15 protein-coding genes and 1 pseudogene are annotated in these 17493 nt (G+C 34.8%); 8 read left to right on the forward strand and 8 right to left on the reverse strand.

Annotated features, from left to right (window positions below; translation table 11 throughout):
- Nucleotides 1-13: 13 nt before the first annotated feature.
- A complete protein-coding gene (locus tag CD041_RS09635; protein WP_070647741.1) occupies nt 14-1945 on the reverse strand; it encodes a BglG family transcription antiterminator in 1932 nt (643 codons plus the stop codon).
- Between the two features lie 210 nt (nt 1946-2155).
- Here CD041_RS09635 and CD041_RS09640 point away from each other — a divergent pair, with 210 nt between their 5' ends.
- Complete coding sequence (locus CD041_RS09640; RefSeq protein WP_062078221.1) at nt 2156-3136, forward strand: choloylglycine hydrolase family protein; 981 nt, start codon at nt 2156-2158, stop codon at nt 3134-3136.
- A gap of 117 nt (nt 3137-3253) precedes the next feature.
- On the opposite strand, the gene CD041_RS09645 is transcribed toward CD041_RS09640, so the two are convergent.
- A complete protein-coding gene (locus tag CD041_RS09645) occupies nt 3254-4627 on the reverse strand; it encodes an MFS transporter (RefSeq protein WP_002492370.1) in 1374 nt (457 codons plus the stop codon).
- 284 nt (nt 4628-4911) lie between these two features.
- Between CD041_RS09645 and CD041_RS09650 the strand changes: the two genes are divergently transcribed.
- The 3 genes from CD041_RS09650 to pcp are packed head-to-tail and all read left to right on the forward strand — an operon-like array spanning nt 4912 to nt 7218.
- Nucleotides 4912-5628, forward strand: a complete 717-nt coding sequence (locus CD041_RS09650; protein WP_002460682.1) for a DUF969 domain-containing protein — start codon at nt 4912-4914, stop codon at nt 5626-5628.
- Entirely contained in the window at nt 5609-6535 is a 927-nt protein-coding gene (locus CD041_RS09655; protein WP_002460683.1) for a DUF979 domain-containing protein, read from the forward strand. The genes CD041_RS09650 and CD041_RS09655 overlap by 20 nt, the downstream gene beginning before the upstream one ends.
- Before the next feature lie 44 nt (nt 6536-6579).
- Nucleotides 6580-7218, forward strand: a complete 639-nt coding sequence (gene pcp, locus CD041_RS09660) for a pyroglutamyl-peptidase I (RefSeq protein WP_002479003.1) — start codon at nt 6580-6582, stop codon at nt 7216-7218.
- Between the two features lie 91 nt (nt 7219-7309).
- On the opposite strand, the gene CD041_RS09665 is transcribed toward pcp, so the two are convergent.
- On the reverse strand, nt 7310-7957 hold the full coding sequence (locus tag CD041_RS09665; RefSeq protein WP_070647740.1) for a CPBP family intramembrane glutamic endopeptidase: 648 nt from the start codon (nt 7955-7957) through the stop codon (nt 7310-7312).
- A gap of 288 nt (nt 7958-8245) precedes the next feature.
- Here CD041_RS09665 and CD041_RS09670 point away from each other — a divergent pair, with 288 nt between their 5' ends.
- On the forward strand, nt 8246-9046 hold the full coding sequence (locus CD041_RS09670; protein WP_080606669.1) for a CPBP family intramembrane glutamic endopeptidase: 801 nt from the start codon (nt 8246-8248) through the stop codon (nt 9044-9046).
- 158 nt (nt 9047-9204) lie between these two features.
- Here the strand turns inward: CD041_RS09670 and CD041_RS09675 are convergent, their stop codons facing one another.
- The gene (locus tag CD041_RS09675; RefSeq protein ID WP_002460688.1) at nt 9205-9786 is read right to left on the reverse strand and encodes an NDxxF motif lipoprotein; all 582 of its coding nucleotides are present in this window, start codon (nt 9784-9786) and stop codon (nt 9205-9207) included.
- 19 nt (nt 9787-9805) lie between these two features.
- Nucleotides 9806-10624 carry a CPBP family intramembrane glutamic endopeptidase gene (locus CD041_RS09680; RefSeq protein ID WP_070647739.1) on the reverse strand — a complete coding sequence of 273 codons (819 nt, stop codon included), beginning with the start codon at nt 10622-10624 and terminating at the stop codon, nt 9806-9808.
- A 300-nt stretch (nt 10625-10924) separates the two neighbouring features.
- Here CD041_RS09680 and CD041_RS09685 point away from each other — a divergent pair, with 300 nt between their 5' ends.
- From CD041_RS09685 to CD041_RS09695, 3 genes are read left to right on the forward strand one after another with little or no spacing between them, the layout of a single operon-like run.
- Nucleotides 10925-12031, forward strand: a complete 1107-nt coding sequence (locus tag CD041_RS09685) for a carbohydrate kinase (protein WP_002460690.1) — start codon at nt 10925-10927, stop codon at nt 12029-12031.
- Nucleotides 12015-12926, forward strand: a complete 912-nt coding sequence (locus CD041_RS09690; RefSeq protein ID WP_002460691.1) for a pseudouridine-5'-phosphate glycosidase — start codon at nt 12015-12017, stop codon at nt 12924-12926. The genes CD041_RS09685 and CD041_RS09690 overlap by 17 nt, the downstream gene beginning before the upstream one ends.
- A gap of 9 nt (nt 12927-12935) precedes the next feature.
- A complete protein-coding gene (locus tag CD041_RS09695) occupies nt 12936-14156 on the forward strand; it encodes a NupC/NupG family nucleoside CNT transporter (protein WP_002479009.1) in 1221 nt (406 codons plus the stop codon).
- A 293-nt stretch (nt 14157-14449) separates the two neighbouring features.
- On the opposite strand, the pseudogene CD041_RS12085 reads toward CD041_RS09695, so the two are convergent.
- From CD041_RS12085 to CD041_RS09705, 3 genes and pseudogenes are all read right to left on the reverse strand, one after another.
- Nucleotides 14450-14645: pseudogene (locus CD041_RS12085) on the reverse strand (IS5/IS1182 family transposase); the annotation flags it as partial.
- A gap of 302 nt (nt 14646-14947) precedes the next feature.
- Nucleotides 14948-16477 (reverse strand): sodium:solute symporter family protein, encoded by a 1530-nt coding sequence (locus tag CD041_RS09700; protein WP_070648134.1) that lies wholly within the window; start codon nt 16475-16477, stop codon nt 14948-14950.
- Between the two features lie 33 nt (nt 16478-16510).
- A complete protein-coding gene (locus tag CD041_RS09705; protein WP_002460695.1) occupies nt 16511-17392 on the reverse strand; it encodes an N-acetylneuraminate lyase in 882 nt (293 codons plus the stop codon).
- Nucleotides 17393-17493 lie beyond the last annotated feature (101 nt).

Consider the following 17493-nt stretch of genomic DNA (forward strand, 5'->3'; position numbering starts at 1 on the left):
TGCATTCCTCCTCTCAATCTAAATCGTCGATAAATCTATGAACAACTTCAAGTTGCCCATCTAAAATATGTTGCCTGTCTTTGTCATTCGTAATCAGTGCACTAAGTTGCCCAAGTGCAGTGAGATGAAAAGTAGGATTTTTTGTTGCCAATACAATAACAATATGCACTGGGTCATAATGTTGATGTCCAAAACGCACGCCATGCTCAAAGTAACACATTGAAAATCCTGCATCTTGAAGCACATGTGCCGTGCCTGCATGAACCAATGCAATATGTGGACTAATCACCATATATGGCCCAAATTTTTCTAACTGTGCAATCATCTCTTCAACATAGTCCTGCGCTACAATACCATCTTGTATTAATGCCGTTGTTGCATGTGCGATGGCTTCATTGCGCTGCATATGCTGTTGACACTTTTGAATGCGATGAATTGGCAACAACTGTCGTAACGTATAACCCTCTTGGTCAAGACGTTGCACCTTTTGTTCACGATGCGTATTGACGATGTGGTTTAATTTTTCTCTTGCCGCTAAGCTAAGAAAAGGATCAACAATAATAACGGGAATCTGTGTTGCCTCACATGGAACTGTTGAAACGATGTAATCTATGCCCCGTGCTAACAATTGACTTTCATCAATTTGATATATCGAGTAAGCATCTAAAATATCAAATTCTGGATAAACATTGCGCAGCTTATTTTTTAATAATTGTGATGTGCCAATGCCTGAACCACACAATAGTACAACTTTAATTTGATCTTGATGCTGGGCAATACGTTCAATACTTGACGCGAAATGAATCACGATAAAGGCAAGTTCATCTACCGTAAATGTAATATCATAGGTCTGTTCTAACAACGTAATTTGGCTCTCAATGATTCCAACAAGCTGATGATATTGTTGATAAATCTCTTCTTGCAATGGATTTTGTTGACTCATTCGATATTTAAGTCGATGAAGCGCTGGTTTCATATGAAGCAATAAGTTATCAAATAACTTGTCATCCTTATGCATGTCAATGCCTATTTCAGCACTGACTTGATAAATAAAACGTCGCAACACAGTTTCTAAACCTTCTTGCGTCCCCCGCATTTCTGCATTTGTCGAAACTTTTGACCCTAATAAATGCAGCGTGATAAAAATTGCTTCTGAATCTGGAAATTTAATATTAAATTGTCCTTCTAAGTTGTCTTTTAACTGTGATGCAATTTGAAACTGATACGTTTGTTTCAATGTTTCAGCTTGTTCGCTTGGCACATCAAATGAAAACTTTCCCTTTAGCCTATGAATAGCGATAAGCACATGATATATCAATCCATCAATCGCACTTTGTACAAGATGATAATCCATTTGTGTCAATGTATGAATCACGGTGTTTCTCACTTTAGTCAATTCTTCATCCGTAAATATATCTAATGTGATGAATGGCGACATTGTTTTAAAATATACTTGAATTCTGTTAGCGTAGGCACTGCGGTAAGCTTCTTCATCCCCTGTAATCATAAAACCTTTATTTTTAATATAGGCTAATTCGAGTTGATATTGTGTTAACCAATGCTGAATCGCTTTCAAATCATTGACAATCGTTCGTCGTGATACAGCCATTGCTTGTGCCAAATCACTTGAAGTCAACGGTTGTGATGTTTCGAATAATTTTAATATGATATTTAATACACGTTCATCTTTTGATAAGTGTACATCCGTATAAATAAGTTCATCATTTTTAGACAACGTCTCTTGTAAATTGTGGATTCTAACTCCATATGATTTGTGTCGTTGTAACGTAAATTGTCTTTCTCGCTGTAGATCCTCAATATGTTCGAGGTCATATTGAATCGTACGTTGAGAGACGTCAAACATGGTTGCTAAATCTGCAATTGTAGTATATTGCTCTGATTTCACTAAAAGGTCAAAAATTTTACTTTGCCGATTATTTAACAATTGTATCAACGCCTCCTTTTATAATTGTAAGCGATTTCTTTAGTGAATAGGTGTGCAACTTATTTCGTTTTAAAATCCGCAAAATTTCATAGCTATAGCATAACATCATTTAACATATTTTCTCTTTATTTTAAAAAGTTGAAACAGCTGTCTCAACCTATTATAATTGAAAATAATTCTCAATTAAATCTATTGGAGGTTGTTGTAAACATGTGTACAGGCTTTACTTTCCAATCACATAATAATGAAGTTATTCTAGGAAGAACAATGGATTATGACTGGCCTTTAACTGGACATCCTGCCGTCCAGCCACGTCATTATGAATGGAAATCACGTGTCGATTATCAAGGACAAACGCTTTATGGCTTTGTTGGTACTGGCAGCGACATGGAAGGATTTATTTTTGGTGATGGTATGAATGAACACGGATTAGCCATCTCCACTCAGTACGATCGTGATTATTGCAGTTATGCCTCTCAGTGCCGTGACGATGCTATGAACATTTCACAAAATGAAGTACTTACTTGGGTACTTGGCTACCATCAATCTATAGAAGAGTTATGTGCTCATGCGGATCAAGTTAACGTTGTAGCTGTAACTTTAAATGATATCAACGATGTACCACCATTACATTATCACGTTTCTGATGCTAGTGGTCGTACAGTCGAGTTAACATTTGACCAAGGACGTGTAGTCATTCATGACAATCCAATTGCTGTGTTGACGAATAATCCTGACTTAAATTGGCATTACGAAAATTTAAAAAACTATGTCGCAATCACACCTTATCGTCCTTCAGCCAAACAATTTAATGATGTCGAACTAACAACGCTTGGTAGTGAAGGTGGCACACGAGGTTTACCTGGCGGATTCACCTCTCCAGAGCGCTTTGTACGTGCAGCTTATCTTATACGTCATCTACAACCTTCTGATGACGATTATGCAGTTCTTGACGCCTTCAGAATTCTTGATGCTGTAAGCATTCCAAAAGGTGCCGTACGCTCACAAAATGACGATTTGCATTATACGTTATATCAAACCGTCTTTAATCTAACTTCACGCACGATGTTCGTCAAATATTATCAATCCAATCAGATTATTGAATTATCACTAACTGAATCCTTGCTTAACCAGTCGCACTTACAACTATTCGAACCAATATCTGGCATATCAACCACTAAGCTAAATTAAGCACACAGTTTTAGCATAAATATAAAAGAAGCACAAAGACGATTTTTAATGTCAAATCATCTTTGTGCTATTATTTTGTTATTGATATCTCATCCAGAAATGATTTAAAATCGAATTTTAAGCTTTTACATTGCGCGGTATCAATACAAAGGCTGAAATAACACCTAAAATCATCACAATGGCACCTGCAATAAACGAAACCATAGCTGCCGTTTCAACTGTATAGAATTGCAAACATACAGTAAATATGGTCGTATTAAAGGCAATGCCGAATGCACCACCAAGCGTCGCACCCATTTTATAAAGTCCTGTAGCAAAGCTTACTTTGTGCTCTGGCATATTAAAAATCGCAATTGTCAATCCTGGCGTTGCAACTAAGCCATTGCCGATAGCACAAATCACGTAAGCAATTGTTACAATCGCAATATACAAATGTGTCGTTAACGATGTCATACTAATCAGCATAATACCTAATGTTGGGAATAATGGACCGGCGATTAACATACTTTTACCGCCATAGCGTTTAATCGCAAGTTCACCTAAACGAATCATCGCAATTGCCATAATCGTATAAGGTACTATTACCAAGCCTGTTTGCATTTCAGTCAATCCGAGTTGCTTTTGGGCATAAACATTAAAGACAACCGTTGTTCCTGTCCCTGTATTAACCACAAAATTATTAATTGTTGATCCTAAAAAAGCTCTGTTTTTGATAATTGAAAAATCGATGAATGGTACTTTTTGTCGTTTTTCATATAAATAAAAAATAATGAGCGCCATAATCATTACAACTACAAGTGTGATAGTAAATGTACCTATCCCATAGTTAAACCCTTGTGTCATTAATATCATTAAAGCAGCAATAAACACCCCAAAAATGAACATACCAACATAATCAAATGGCTGATGATTACGTTCTGCACGAGGCACCTCTTGTTTATTCTTTAATATCCATAAAGCAACCACAGATAAAATAATAGATAAAACGAAAATACTTTGCCAATGTAAGTATTGTGATATTGTCCCACCAATATATGAAGCAAAACCAATCCCCCCAACAGTGGCAATCATCAAATAACTATATGCTTTACGTAACGTTTCCCCACTAAAACGATCCGTCACTAAGCCAATCGTAGACGGTAATAGTACCGCTGCAGATAAACCTTGAAATATACGACCAATAATCAGAAATGCTGTTAAATGGGTACTAATTAAACATATACAGCCAATAATACTTAACATCAGCCCCAATTTAGTCATTTTTAAGTTTCCAACTTTATCCGCAACATCACCTGCACCAACCATAAAAATCCCTGTGACAAACGCAACAATACTAATAGATAAGTTTAATGTCGTATCCACTGCTCCAAAAGTATGTTGTACGCTTGCACCTATATTAATAAATGACTGGGCAAACATCCAATATGTTAACACTGCCAAACATGCAGCGAGTACTAGACTTAAATCAAATTTATGGTCTTTGATAGACACATCATTCACTCCTTTAACATTCTAAGGTCAATTCCTATTGAGAATAATTATCAATTAACCATTCGTTATTATATCATGCTTCAGCTTGCAACACTATACGAATAATGACTTTTCTAATTAACGACTTCACCAAACAAATCGCATAGGTATTTTATTTACTGCTAAAATTTATTTTTTCAATTCTTTATTCATCATAAATGTAATTCATTTTATTTTTTAGTTATGCTAATATTAAGAAAATTGCAGTATATATATGCAATGATTATTTGTTAAGGAGGATTATTATGGAATGGCTTAAATTGATTGGGATATTAATTATTATTTTGGGATTTTTATTTAAGTTTGATACGATTGCGGTTATTCTTGTAGCAGCATTAATTACTGGTCTTGTATCTGGCTTAGATTTCACAGAGGTTTTGTCTATTCTAGGCAAGGCTTTCGTTGACAACCGTTTAGTTACACTCTTCATGTTGACATTGCCTATGGTTGGTTTGATTGAACGTTTTGGCTTAAAACAACAAGCTTCTAAATTAATCAGTAATGTGAAACGCGTCACCGCTGGAAGGCTACTTACACTCTATTTAATTATTCGAGAGATTGCAGGCATCGCATCCATTCGTGTTGGTGGGCATCCTCAATTTGTGCGTCCACTTATCAATCCTATGGTACAAGGTGCTTTACGTACACGTTATAATCTTACTGATGCTACGATTGATGCCAAAGATATTGAAAAGCTTAAAGCTGAAGCATCAGCAATGGAAAACTATGGGAACTTCTTCGGCCAAAATTTATTTGTTGGGGCTGCTGGGGTCTTGTTGATGGTTGGAACATTTAGCTCATTACATATTAAAGTAAACGCCATCGACTTAGTTCTTGCATCAATTCCAGTAGCAGTTATTACATTACTGCTTATATGGATTAAAAACATGATGTTAGATCGTTATTTCAATAAAAAATATGGTCGCAACGAGGTGAAAACACATGAGTCAAACAACAATTAACCACATTCTTGAATTTTTTTATATTTTAATTGGACTACAATTTTTATATACTGCTTATCGTGCTTTAAGAGCTACTGATAAACAAAAACGAATTGGGACTGCACTATTTTGGACTATATTAGCTATACTTTTTATTGCTGGTCCTTATATTCCAAATGCACTTAATGGTGCGCTCGTATTATGTATGGGTGCATTAACACTCTTTAAACAAGTCCAAATTAAAAACATTATCGATGTCACTGAGAAAGAAGCTGAACGAGGATCTGACCGTTATGGTAATAAATTATTTATTCCTGCAGTGGCCTTAGCCGTTATTGCAGTTGTTGTTTCAAACTGGACGCCTTTAGGTGGTGCCATTGGCTTAGGTATTTCATCAGTACTCGGTTTAATCGCCGCTGTATGGATTATTAGACCAAAATTACACTACATCCTGTATGATAGCGATCGTTTGACACAACAAGTTGGTACTACAGGTATATTGCCGCAATTTTTAGCAGCATTAGGTGTTCTCTTTACTGCTAGTGGGGTAGGCCAAGTCATTTCTAAGGGTATTTCATCATTTTTACCTGAAGGCAATCATTTTATCGGTGCTATCGCTTATATCTTAGGTATGGTGATCTTCACTATATTGATGGGTAATGCTTTTGCAGCATTCACTGTCATTACTGCAAGTATTGGTATTCCTTTTGTCATTGCACAAGGTGGCGATCCAGTGATTGCAGGTGCCTTAGCGATGACTGGTGGATTTTGTGGAACTTTATTAACACCAATGGCTGCTAACTTTAACACGTTACCTGTCGCTTTGCTTGAAATGAAACATGAATTTGGCGTCATTAAAGCACAAGCACCAATTGCTATCGCGCTAATTATTGTTCATATTGCATTAATGTATTTCTGGGCATTCTAACTATAGACACGCATTCCGTAAAAATTTTAGGAGGTAATATATTTATGGACATACTCGTTACAGCATTTGATCCCTTTGGTGGAGAAAAAATTAACCCCGCATTAGAAGTCGTTAAACGTTTAGACACGAACATCGGTGCACATACTATTACTAAACTAGAAATACCGACAGTCTTTCATGAATCTAAAGATGTCATTGCACAGAAATTAGCACAACAACATTTTGATGCCGTATTAGCTATTGGACAAGCCGGTGGACGTTTTGAAATCACACCAGAACGTGTCGGTATTAATATCGATGATGCACGTATCGCTGATAACAAAGGTAATCAACCTATTGATGTAGCGATTCAGCCTGATGGTGCACCTGCATACTTCTCAAATTTGCCTGTTAAAACAATGACAGAAGCGATTAAAGCTGAAGGTATTCCAGCAAAATTATCAAACACTGCTGGCACGTTTGTCTGCAACCACGTTCTATATCAACTTGGTTATCTTGCTGATACACAATTTACAGGTCTTTTATTTGGTTTTATCCATGTTCCTTTTATTCCTGAACAAGTAACAACTAAACCTGAAACACCTTCCATGTCAATAGACACAATGACAAAGGGCTTAACTGCTGCCATAAAAGCGATATCTTATGGTGATGACCAAAAAATCGCCTTAGGTGAGACACATTAAAATATAGTTATTACATTTGTAAAGCCACAAAATGCTTTAAACAACACATTTTGTGGCTTTCATTTACTTTGTGATACAATATGTAAACGTTTTACAAAAATGAAACGATAGTCGCTTCAACGTTAATACATATATGGATTAAAATAGGTACCTCTAAACGTTGTGTTTTTAAAAAAGCTACAACTAAGATGATTCCTGAAATACCATAGACAATCCATTCTATAACATTAGATGGTCCATGAACTGCGGCAAAGGCAATGACTGAAACGATCCCCCCAACAATGGGAATTCGACGAAAAATCCCTTTAATTATGAAGGCACGAAAAATACACTCTTCTATAATTGGTCCTACAATCCCAATAGATAACAGTTGTAGTAACAATGGTACACCACTTAAATATGCATCTAATTCCTCTTGATTTGCTGTCGTAGAAATAAAAAACATTGCAATATAATCACATACAATGGATATAATGACACCAACAACAACATAAACAAGGTGCCGCTTGGTTAGCTTATTAAAATTAAAGACATGCAAATTGAATGCGTTCATTAAACCAAATATACCGACTAAAAAGGCTAGCGATAATAAATAATAGTAACCACTTTTTAAAAAAAGAAAATCTAATGATTCAGCTATAAAGAATAATATGATAAACATGATACTTTGTAATAACAATTTCCAATAATGTTTCGTCGATAATTGGTATTGATGAAGCGGTTGATGTGTCTCTATCATAATATTTACCTCTCTGTCTTTTATTATGAAACTCATTGTATTACTGTCATATTTCTTCACTAATACGTATATTTCAAATACTTTATAAGCAAACTTTATCGTGCTTTTAACACAAGCACAAGTTCTTACGAAACAATTTAAGCTAATTTTAAGCATCCTTTTTTTAAAATTCTTGTGAAGCACTATAACAACTTGTAGATGATGTCAATTATATGTTACATTACTCATGTAGATGCGCAATGTTGCATTGTTATGATTTCAAAATCAACATAAAAGGGTGGGTTTATAGTGAATGATTACCATACTTCAACAGAACAGCGCTACAACGAAACAAATAGCACGATAGAAAGCAGTACCAAAAATGTAAAACCTAGAGGTAATATCATCCTAAATATTTTGATCTTTATTGGCTGGATGCTTTTATCACAAATGGTGATCTTAATAATTTTTGGAATCCTCAAGTTGTCTTCTATATTTAATTCATTCAGCGGAGCAATACTTACATGCCTATTTATAGTTATAGCGACAATCATTACGTGGCTCATTAGACGTTATTACATACGCCATTCATATGAAGAACGTCAGAAATTTAAACTAAAAGATATCGGTATTAATATTGGTTGGGCAGTATTGTTACGTGTTTTGGCACTGGCTTTTAGTTATTTGCTACATATCACAACTGAATCGGGGCAAAGCGAAAATGACAAAATGCTATTAGGTGATGCGAATCATCAGATCTCAGATGCAAGTCAATTACCTCAAATTTTTCCATTTTTGATGTTTATACTAACAATTAGTATACTCACGCCGTATCTTGAAGAGCTCATTTATAGAGGTATTTTTAAGGAAACATTATTTAGTCGTGCAGCTTTCTGGTTGCCATTAATCTTGTCATCCTTGATCTTTGCTTTACAACATAGCGTAACTGACATTATTTCAATATTAATGTTTATGTTTATGGGAATTATTTTTTATCTTGCTTATTCACGACGCGGTAATGTTCGAGATAGCATGATGGTTCATATGATTCATAATAGTACTACTGGTATTATCCTGCTCATAGGCTACTTCTATGTCTTACTTCACTAGTCAGAAAAAGGCTATGACATAAAAAATAAACAGTTTCGCAGTATTAAAAAATGGCAATTTTCTTTGGATTTATATGAAAACTGCCATTTTTATATGCTTTTATTTTTATTCAATTAATTCAAGACAATACAACTAAAGCACGTGGCTACTCTGTTTAATTAATCATATGCCTTTGTTTTAATGCCTTTTGCTTTTAAGAACTTTTCAATTTTCTTCTGTTCTCTTCCATTGACAACGTCTCTATCCTCATTTAACTGTTTAATATCATCAAGTACAGATGCGTCATCTTTTTTAGAAAGTTCATAACTCTTCTTGTCTATTTTATTACTTGCTTTTGTATATTCACTTATTTTATTCGTGAACTTATCATAGCCACCCTTTGGTAACACGTTATTATGAATATAGCGCGCAAAATTTTGATCATTTTGATCAGTAAGTTGCATCAATTTAGCAAATTCATCTTGTTGTGATGTCGTTAACTTATCATCAGAATCTATGATATCCATATAGTAGAATTTTGCATCTGTCAACTCACGATCAGTATCTAAATAAAGTTGAATATCTTGCTTCATTGTCTTTTCAGAAATTGAATCATTTGTTGTTTGTTTATTGAAAATTTGAGTAGGTATTTTTTTCTTCGTCACACTATCATCGTCATCATCGTGATCGTCTTCTGTGTCACAAGCGACAATTATGAATGATAGCAAGCATAATGTTAATATAAGTACAAATTTTTTCATAATCAAACTCCTATTTTATCTATTGTCTTAATCTCCGCCTTAACATGACTAACACTACAATAACACTCACGTAACCCAAAATAGATATGATTGACGCTTCAAAACCAAATTCACCACCTGTAAGTGCAAAGTTATGACTGTCGAGTATGTATTGAAATACTTTATCATCAACTTGTTTCTCTGTGATATAAAAGACTTGACTGATGTTCCAGAAGAAATGCAATGTCGCACTTGCCCAAATACTACGGAAGACATAAGCAGTTAATCCAAACATAACACCTGCCAAAGAACCACCAACTAATAATTGAAGAAAGCTTCCTACATTTAACGCGCCATTAAGTACGTGAATTGCGCCAAAAAATATACTCGTAGTCAAAATGGCAACAACAATATTAGTCTTTTTCTCAATATAGCCCATCAATAGACCACGAAAAACAAGCTCTTCAACTATAGCACCGGCTACAGCCACTTGGAAAATATCCCAAAATAGCGAACGGAACAACGTATCCTGTGTCTTAAAATGTGAGATTTTAAGTTCCCCAGGCACAAAAATCAAATAGAATAGTATAACGCCAAGCGGTAAAATGATACCAAGTATAACCGCTCTGATATCAAAATGTGGTGATACAATTCGATAATCTACGCGTCTTTGCTTTAGTCCCTTTTCTATCATTAACCGCACAAAAAAATAAATCACAATACAATAAATTAATGCACTGATGATTATACCTATCCCTAAAAATGGAATCATCTCATCAAAAATAGCTCCTAAGGCTTGTGCAACAATAATCATCAAAAATGCTAAAACAAACATCCCCAAAATCTTTATATAGTTCATTTATGTATTTTCCTTCCCTTAAATGACTATGATTACATTAACTTCAAATACAAATACATATTATCATATTTTTCAATAAACTAATAATTCTCTTAAACCATCATATATAACATCAACTATTTTCAGTTCACAAATTAGTTAAAAACCTATAATTCCTCATGTTTATGACTTTTTACACACTTCTATATGCAAAATTTCGATTGTAAACGTTTACTAAAATGCATGTAATATGTTACTATATATATGAATATTAAAACATTTGTTTATATTAAAAACATATGTTTATAAGGAGGTGCACAGATGAATAAAAATGAACAAGCAATTTTCAACTTGGTTAAAGAAAACCCTTATATTACACAACTTGAATTAGCTGAACGCATAGGATTATCACGACCGGCAGTTGCAAATATTATTTCAGGATTAATGCGCCAACGATACATACTTGGTAAAGCTTATGTCATAAATGAAGAAAGCCCGATTGTTTGCATTGGCGCGGCTAACGTCGATCGCAAATTCTATATTGATACACCCTTACAACCAAAAACATCTAATCCTGTTTCCTCCTCCAGATCCATCGGTGGTGTTGGTAGGAATATTGCAGAAAATTTAGGCCGTTTAGGAGAGAAAGTGACCTTTTTAACTGCAAGTGGTAATGATAGTGAATGGGATATGATTAATAGAATGTCTTCACCTTTCATGGATTTAAGTGCCATACAACCAATAGAAAATGCTAGCACAGGCTCATACACTGCTGTCATTAAAGATGGCGATATGGAATATGGCTTTGCTGATATGGAAATCTATGAACAGATTACACCTGATTTTTTAGCACGTTATGCACAAATTTTAACTAAAGCAAAGTGTCTCGTTGCTGATTTGAATTTACCTAAAAGCGCGCTAGAATTTCTTAGTGCTTTTGCCCAAAAGAATCATATTAAGTTTGTTATCGTGCCAGTTTCTTCACCTAAGATGGTACGCATGCCTCAATCCTTGCACGCCGTAGATTGGTTAATCATCAATCGTGATGAGAGTGAGACATATCTTAATATGTCAATTCGCAATATTTCTGACATGCAACGTGCTGCAGAAAAATGGGTTGAACTGGGCGTATCTAATGTCATCATTACAAACGGTCTTGAACCACTTATTTTTAAAAATTGTCATACAGAACACATCGTACCTATTTCTCCAGCACAGCATTTTGTCGATGCGACTGGAGCTGGTGACTCCTTTACTAGTGCAGTGATTTATAGTTGGCTCAATGACTTCTCACTCCAAGATATTATTAAATCCGGCATGGTCAATTCTTTAAAAACGGTTGAAACAAATTATACCGTACGTCAAAACCTTGATAATGAACAACTTAAACGTGATATGGAGGAATATAATTATGAAGCAATATCTTGAATTTTCAACCGAAGTAGCTGAAGCGAAAAAGCATAATCAACCGATTGTCGCTTTAGAATCAACAATCATTTCTCATGGTATGCCCTACCCTCAAAATATCGAAATGGCCAAAAATGTAGAGCAAATCATTCGTGACCATGGTGCTGTTCCAGCGACGATTGCTTTGATAAATGGAAAAATTAAAATCGGCTTAAACGAGGCAGATTTAGAAACACTCGCACATAGTGAAAATGTTGCTAAAGTTTCTCGTCGTGATTTACCAGAAATCATTGCTACTAAACGCATTGGTGCCACAACTGTAGCATCTACAATGATTTGCGCAGCATTAGCTGACATACCATTCTTTGTCACTGGTGGTATTGGTGGCGTGCATAAAGGTGCAGAAGAAACCATGGATATTTCTGCAGATTTAGATGAGTTTGCAAAAACAAATGTTAGCGTTATCTGTGCGGGCGCTAAATCGATATTAGATCTGCCAAAAACAATGGAATATTTAGAAACAAAAGGTGTGCCTGTCATTGGCTACCAAACAGACGAACTGCCCGCATTTTTCACTAGAGAAAGTGGCGTAGCATTGACAAGTCGTGCAGACACACCCGAAGAAATAGCACGTATTTTTAAAGCTAAACAAGATTTACATCTTGAAGGTGGTATGGTCATTGCTAATCCAGTTCCTGAAAAAGATGAACTACCTAAAGACTACATCGATGCAATCATTGATGATGCTGTCAAAGAAGCAAAAGTTCAAGGAATCCACGGGAAAGATTCTACACCATTCTTACTCAAAACAATTGTTGAAAAAACTGCAGGAAAAAGTTTACAAACAAATATTAAATTAGTTGAAAATAACGCTGTCGTTGGTGCTCAAATAGCGGTTGCTTTCAATCAACTGTAGGTGATAATCATGTCAATACTATTTGGGATGTTAGGTGTTGCTTTTGCTTTAATCGTAGCATTTATTTTTAGCTTTAATAGGAAAGCAATTGACTATAAAAAACCATTGATTATGTTAGTAATCCAAGTACTGCTTGTCTTATTTATGATGAACACCACGATAGGTTTACATATTCTGACCGCCATGGGAACTTTCTTTGAAGGGCTGATGAATATTAGTAAAGCTGGTATAGATTTTGTATTTGGAGACTTGCAAAATAAAGGTGGCTATAATTTCTTCTTAAATGTGTTATTGCCATTAGTGTTTATTTCAGTGCTCATTGGCATATTAAATTATTTCAAAATCTTGCCTTTCATTATTAAAGTTGTCGGTTATATTATCAATAAAATTACACGCATGGGAAAACTAGAAAGCTATATTGCTATTTCAACATCGATGTTAGGTCAACCTGAAGTTTACTTAACAGTTAAAGATATTATTCCAAAGCTGTCTAAAGAAAAGTTATACACGATTACAACTTCAGGGATGAGTGCCGTTAGTATGGCAATGCTAGGCTCTTATATGCAGATGATTGAACCAAAATACGTTGTAACTGCCGTTATGTTAAATATCTTCAGCGCATTAATTATCGCAAGTATCATCAATCCTTATCATTCTGATGACAAGGAAGTAGATTTAAACGTGATTGATACACAAGCAACAAACAAGAAGACGGTAAATGGTTCAACTAAAGCAAAGAAACCTGCATTCTTCCAAATGATTGGAGACAGCGCGATTGATGGTTTCAAGATTGCAGTAACGGTCGCCATCATGTTACTCGCATTTATCTCATTAATGAAAGGCATTACAATTGTCTTTGATCTGGTGGGTCTAGACTTCAAACAAATCATTGGTTATATTTTTGCGCCAATCGCTTTTATTATGGGTGTACCATGGGAAGAAGCGATTCGTGCTGGATCGATTATGGCTACTAAATTAATTACGAATGAGTTTGTTGCGATGTTAGACTTCCAAAAGATAGCTTCATCTTTATCACCTAAAACACAAGGTATTATTTCGGTATACTTAGTCAGTTTCGCCAACTTTGGGACAGTTGGTATTATGGTGGGAGCCATCAAAGGAATTAGTAGTGAGCAAGGCAATAAAGTAGCGACATTTGCACTACGACTACTTTTAGGTGCAACTCTAGCTTCAATCGTGTCAGCAAGCCTTATCGGTTTGGTATTATAATGACATCATCCTCTACACTATCGTAGCTCTTAAATCCAATAAATATATATACGAACGTGGGACATAAATCCCAATATAATAGCACAAAGATGATTTAAAATTAAGAATCGTCTTTGTGCTTCTTTATATAATCCATACTTATATGTGTCTTTAACATTAACAAATATGATTAAGACGTGCTTTTCTTGTGGATTTATACTAAAAAGGTCTGGACATTAAGTTCTTAAACAATGTAAAAAAGACAATTTCTATTAAAATTATTTGATAGAAATTGTCTTTTCTTTTATGTATTATAATATACAGCTCGTTATCATTTTAGGGGGATAAGATGTAGTCCCACGATAGTGTTTGAATTCATCAAATTCATTATCTGGGATTGTTTCAACAATTTCATTTACATATCGAGAAATATTATTTATAAGAATAAGTATTGAAGTTTCCATTGGTAGTGTATAGTGTAAGTTGATTCATGTTATAAGCTTTATACATAAGGCACTTCGTTAATTTAGTTTAGTGAAGTTTATTAAATGATACGAAAGTGCCTTATTTTTTTAAAGTATGTTGATGTAAAATTACATATAAATGCGACGTATTTTGGCGAGACTCTTGAGGAAACAGGACGAGCTGAAGACTACAGGCTGAAGCTGTCCCCTAAGAAAGCGAGCCAACAATACGAAGTATTGAATAAAAAGAAGCGCTCAGATAAGTTGAATTCAATTCATCGGAGCGCTATTTTTCTGAGATGCATGTCCAAGACTGTTTTTATCTTTTATTAAACTACTGCTATAAAATTATTTATTTGCAACTTTAGATACATAGTTTGAAGGCTTGTCTTTATCATAAATTGTTAATCCTGTAATATCCTTTGCATATTTAGCTGGAACAACTAAACTGATAAGATATCCAAAAATAAAGGCTATCATAAATGATATAATTGATACATAAAATGGCGAATTGCCTCCACCTATGCCATTAAAGAAATACGCGAAGATTACACCTGAAATAAGTCCAACGAACACTCCAAATGTATTTGCACGCTTTGTAAAGATACCTACCGCAAAGATACCAGCAAGTGGTACACCAAAAAGACCTGTTACTAATAAGAAGAGATCCCATAAGTTATTTGAATCTGCTGCGATTAAATACATAGAGATACCATAACTAAGCAAGCCAGCTATAATAATGACGATACGTGCAAAATTAACTTCGTCCTTGTCACGTCCTTTACCAAAGAAACGATGTTTAATATCTTCTGATATACACGCTGAAATTGAATTCAAACTTGATGAAATTGTAGATTGCGCAGCTGCAAAAATTGCGGCAATCAATAGACCACCTACAAAAGGTGGCATTTCAGTTAAAATGAAATACGGTACAACTGAAGAGGTATTAAATCCCTTAGGTAAGCTATCTTGATGTTGATAAAATGAATACATCATTGTGCCCATACCATAGAAAATAGGTGCAGAAATAAGCGCTAATACACCGTTTGTCCACAATGACTTTTTCGTTTCTTCCATTGAATCTGAAGCTTGATAACGTTGAATAACATCTTGACTAGCTGTGTATTGATGTAAGTTATTAAAAATATTTCCCAGGAAAATAATAGGAATCGATGCTGCTGCAGAATTCCATTTCCAGTTATCTGCACTCATAATCTTTTTATTAGCAATCGCATCATGAATGATCGTGCCAAAACCACCTTTAATTTCAAAGGCGCCAATTAAAATAATCATTAAAGCGCCACCCAATAGAATTACACCTTGGATAAAGTCACTCCATACTACCCCTTCAAATCCACCTAAAAACGTATATAAAATACATAATATTCCTACTAAGCTCGCTACTAAAAATGGATTCATATCTGATACAGATGTAATGGCTAGTGTTGGTAAATAAATCACAATTGCAATACGTCCTAAATGGAAAATGACAAAAAGTAATGAGCCAATAACGCGAACACTTGGTCCAAAGCGCGCTTCTAAATATTCATATGCTGACGTGACTTTTAACTTTTTGAAAAATGGTACGTAGAATGCAATTAAAATAGGTATAATTGCTACAATTGCGATGTTTCCTGCAATATATGCCCAATCCGTTAAAAATGCTTTTTCGGGTGTAGACATAAATGTAATCGCACTTAACGTTGTTGCATAAATAGAAAAGCCAACTGCCCAAGACGGTAAACGACCGCTAGCCGTAAAGAAACTATCTGTGCTTTGACTGGCACGTTTAGTAAAATAAGCTCCTACAGCTAACATAATCAATAAATACAGTAGAACTGCGACCCAGTTCCAAAATCCAAATCCTATTTGCTGCATTCACAACACCTCTTAATTTTCAATATTTTGTTTTTACAAGTTGTATTTATTAATTAAGTTGTCTAATGTGGCACGATGCGCTTCATTGAATGGCGCAAATGGGCGTTTTGGCAAACCACCATCGATACCACGCGTTTTTAATATTTCTTTTAAAGTTGGATAAATACCCATCGCTAACACGTTTTGAATAATATCGTTTGTTTCATGTTGAATTTTATACGCTTCTGATACATTGCCTTGTTGCGCTAATTCAAAGATTTGACGCGCGCGACGTCCATTTACGTTATATGTTGATCCTATCGCACCATCTACTCCGGATACCGTTGCTTGAACAAGCATTTCATCAAATCCCGATAATATTAATTTATTTGGAAAGGCTTTACGAATACGTTCTAGTAAGAAGAAATTAGGTGCTGTGTATTTAACACCAATCACTTTGTCATGATTAAAGAGTTCCCCAAATTGTTCAATACTAATATTGACACCCGTTAAGTCTGGAATCGCGTATATAATCATGTTATTTTGTGTTGCCTCGATAATGTCGAAATAATATTGTTTAATTTCTTCAAAGCTAAATGGATAGTAAAATGGCGTAACGGCTGATAATGCATCATAACCTAATTCTGTTGCATATTGTCCCAATTCAATTGCTTCATTTAAATCTAATGAACCTACTTGAGCAATTAGTTTTGCTTTATCGCCAACCGCTTCTTTTGCTAATCTGAAAATTTGTTTCTTTTGTTCTTTACTAATTAAAAAGTTTTCTCCTGAACTACCATTTACATATAAACCATCTAAACCTTCTGTTTCAATGGCATTGCGTGCAATTTGTTTTAGTCCCTCTTCTTTAACTTGTCCCTGTTCATCAAATGGAACAAGCAGCGCTGCAAATATGCCTTTCAAGTTGTTATCCATTGTTTATCACTCCAATTTCATTGTTATTCATTCAAAGTTTATTTAGATAATAAATAGACTTAACCATTAACCCAACTTTTACATTAAAATTGTAAACGCTT

Origin of the sequence: Staphylococcus lugdunensis (assembly GCF_002901705.1) — a bacterium.
Classification (GTDB): Bacteria; Bacillota; Bacilli; order Staphylococcales; family Staphylococcaceae; genus Staphylococcus; species Staphylococcus lugdunensis.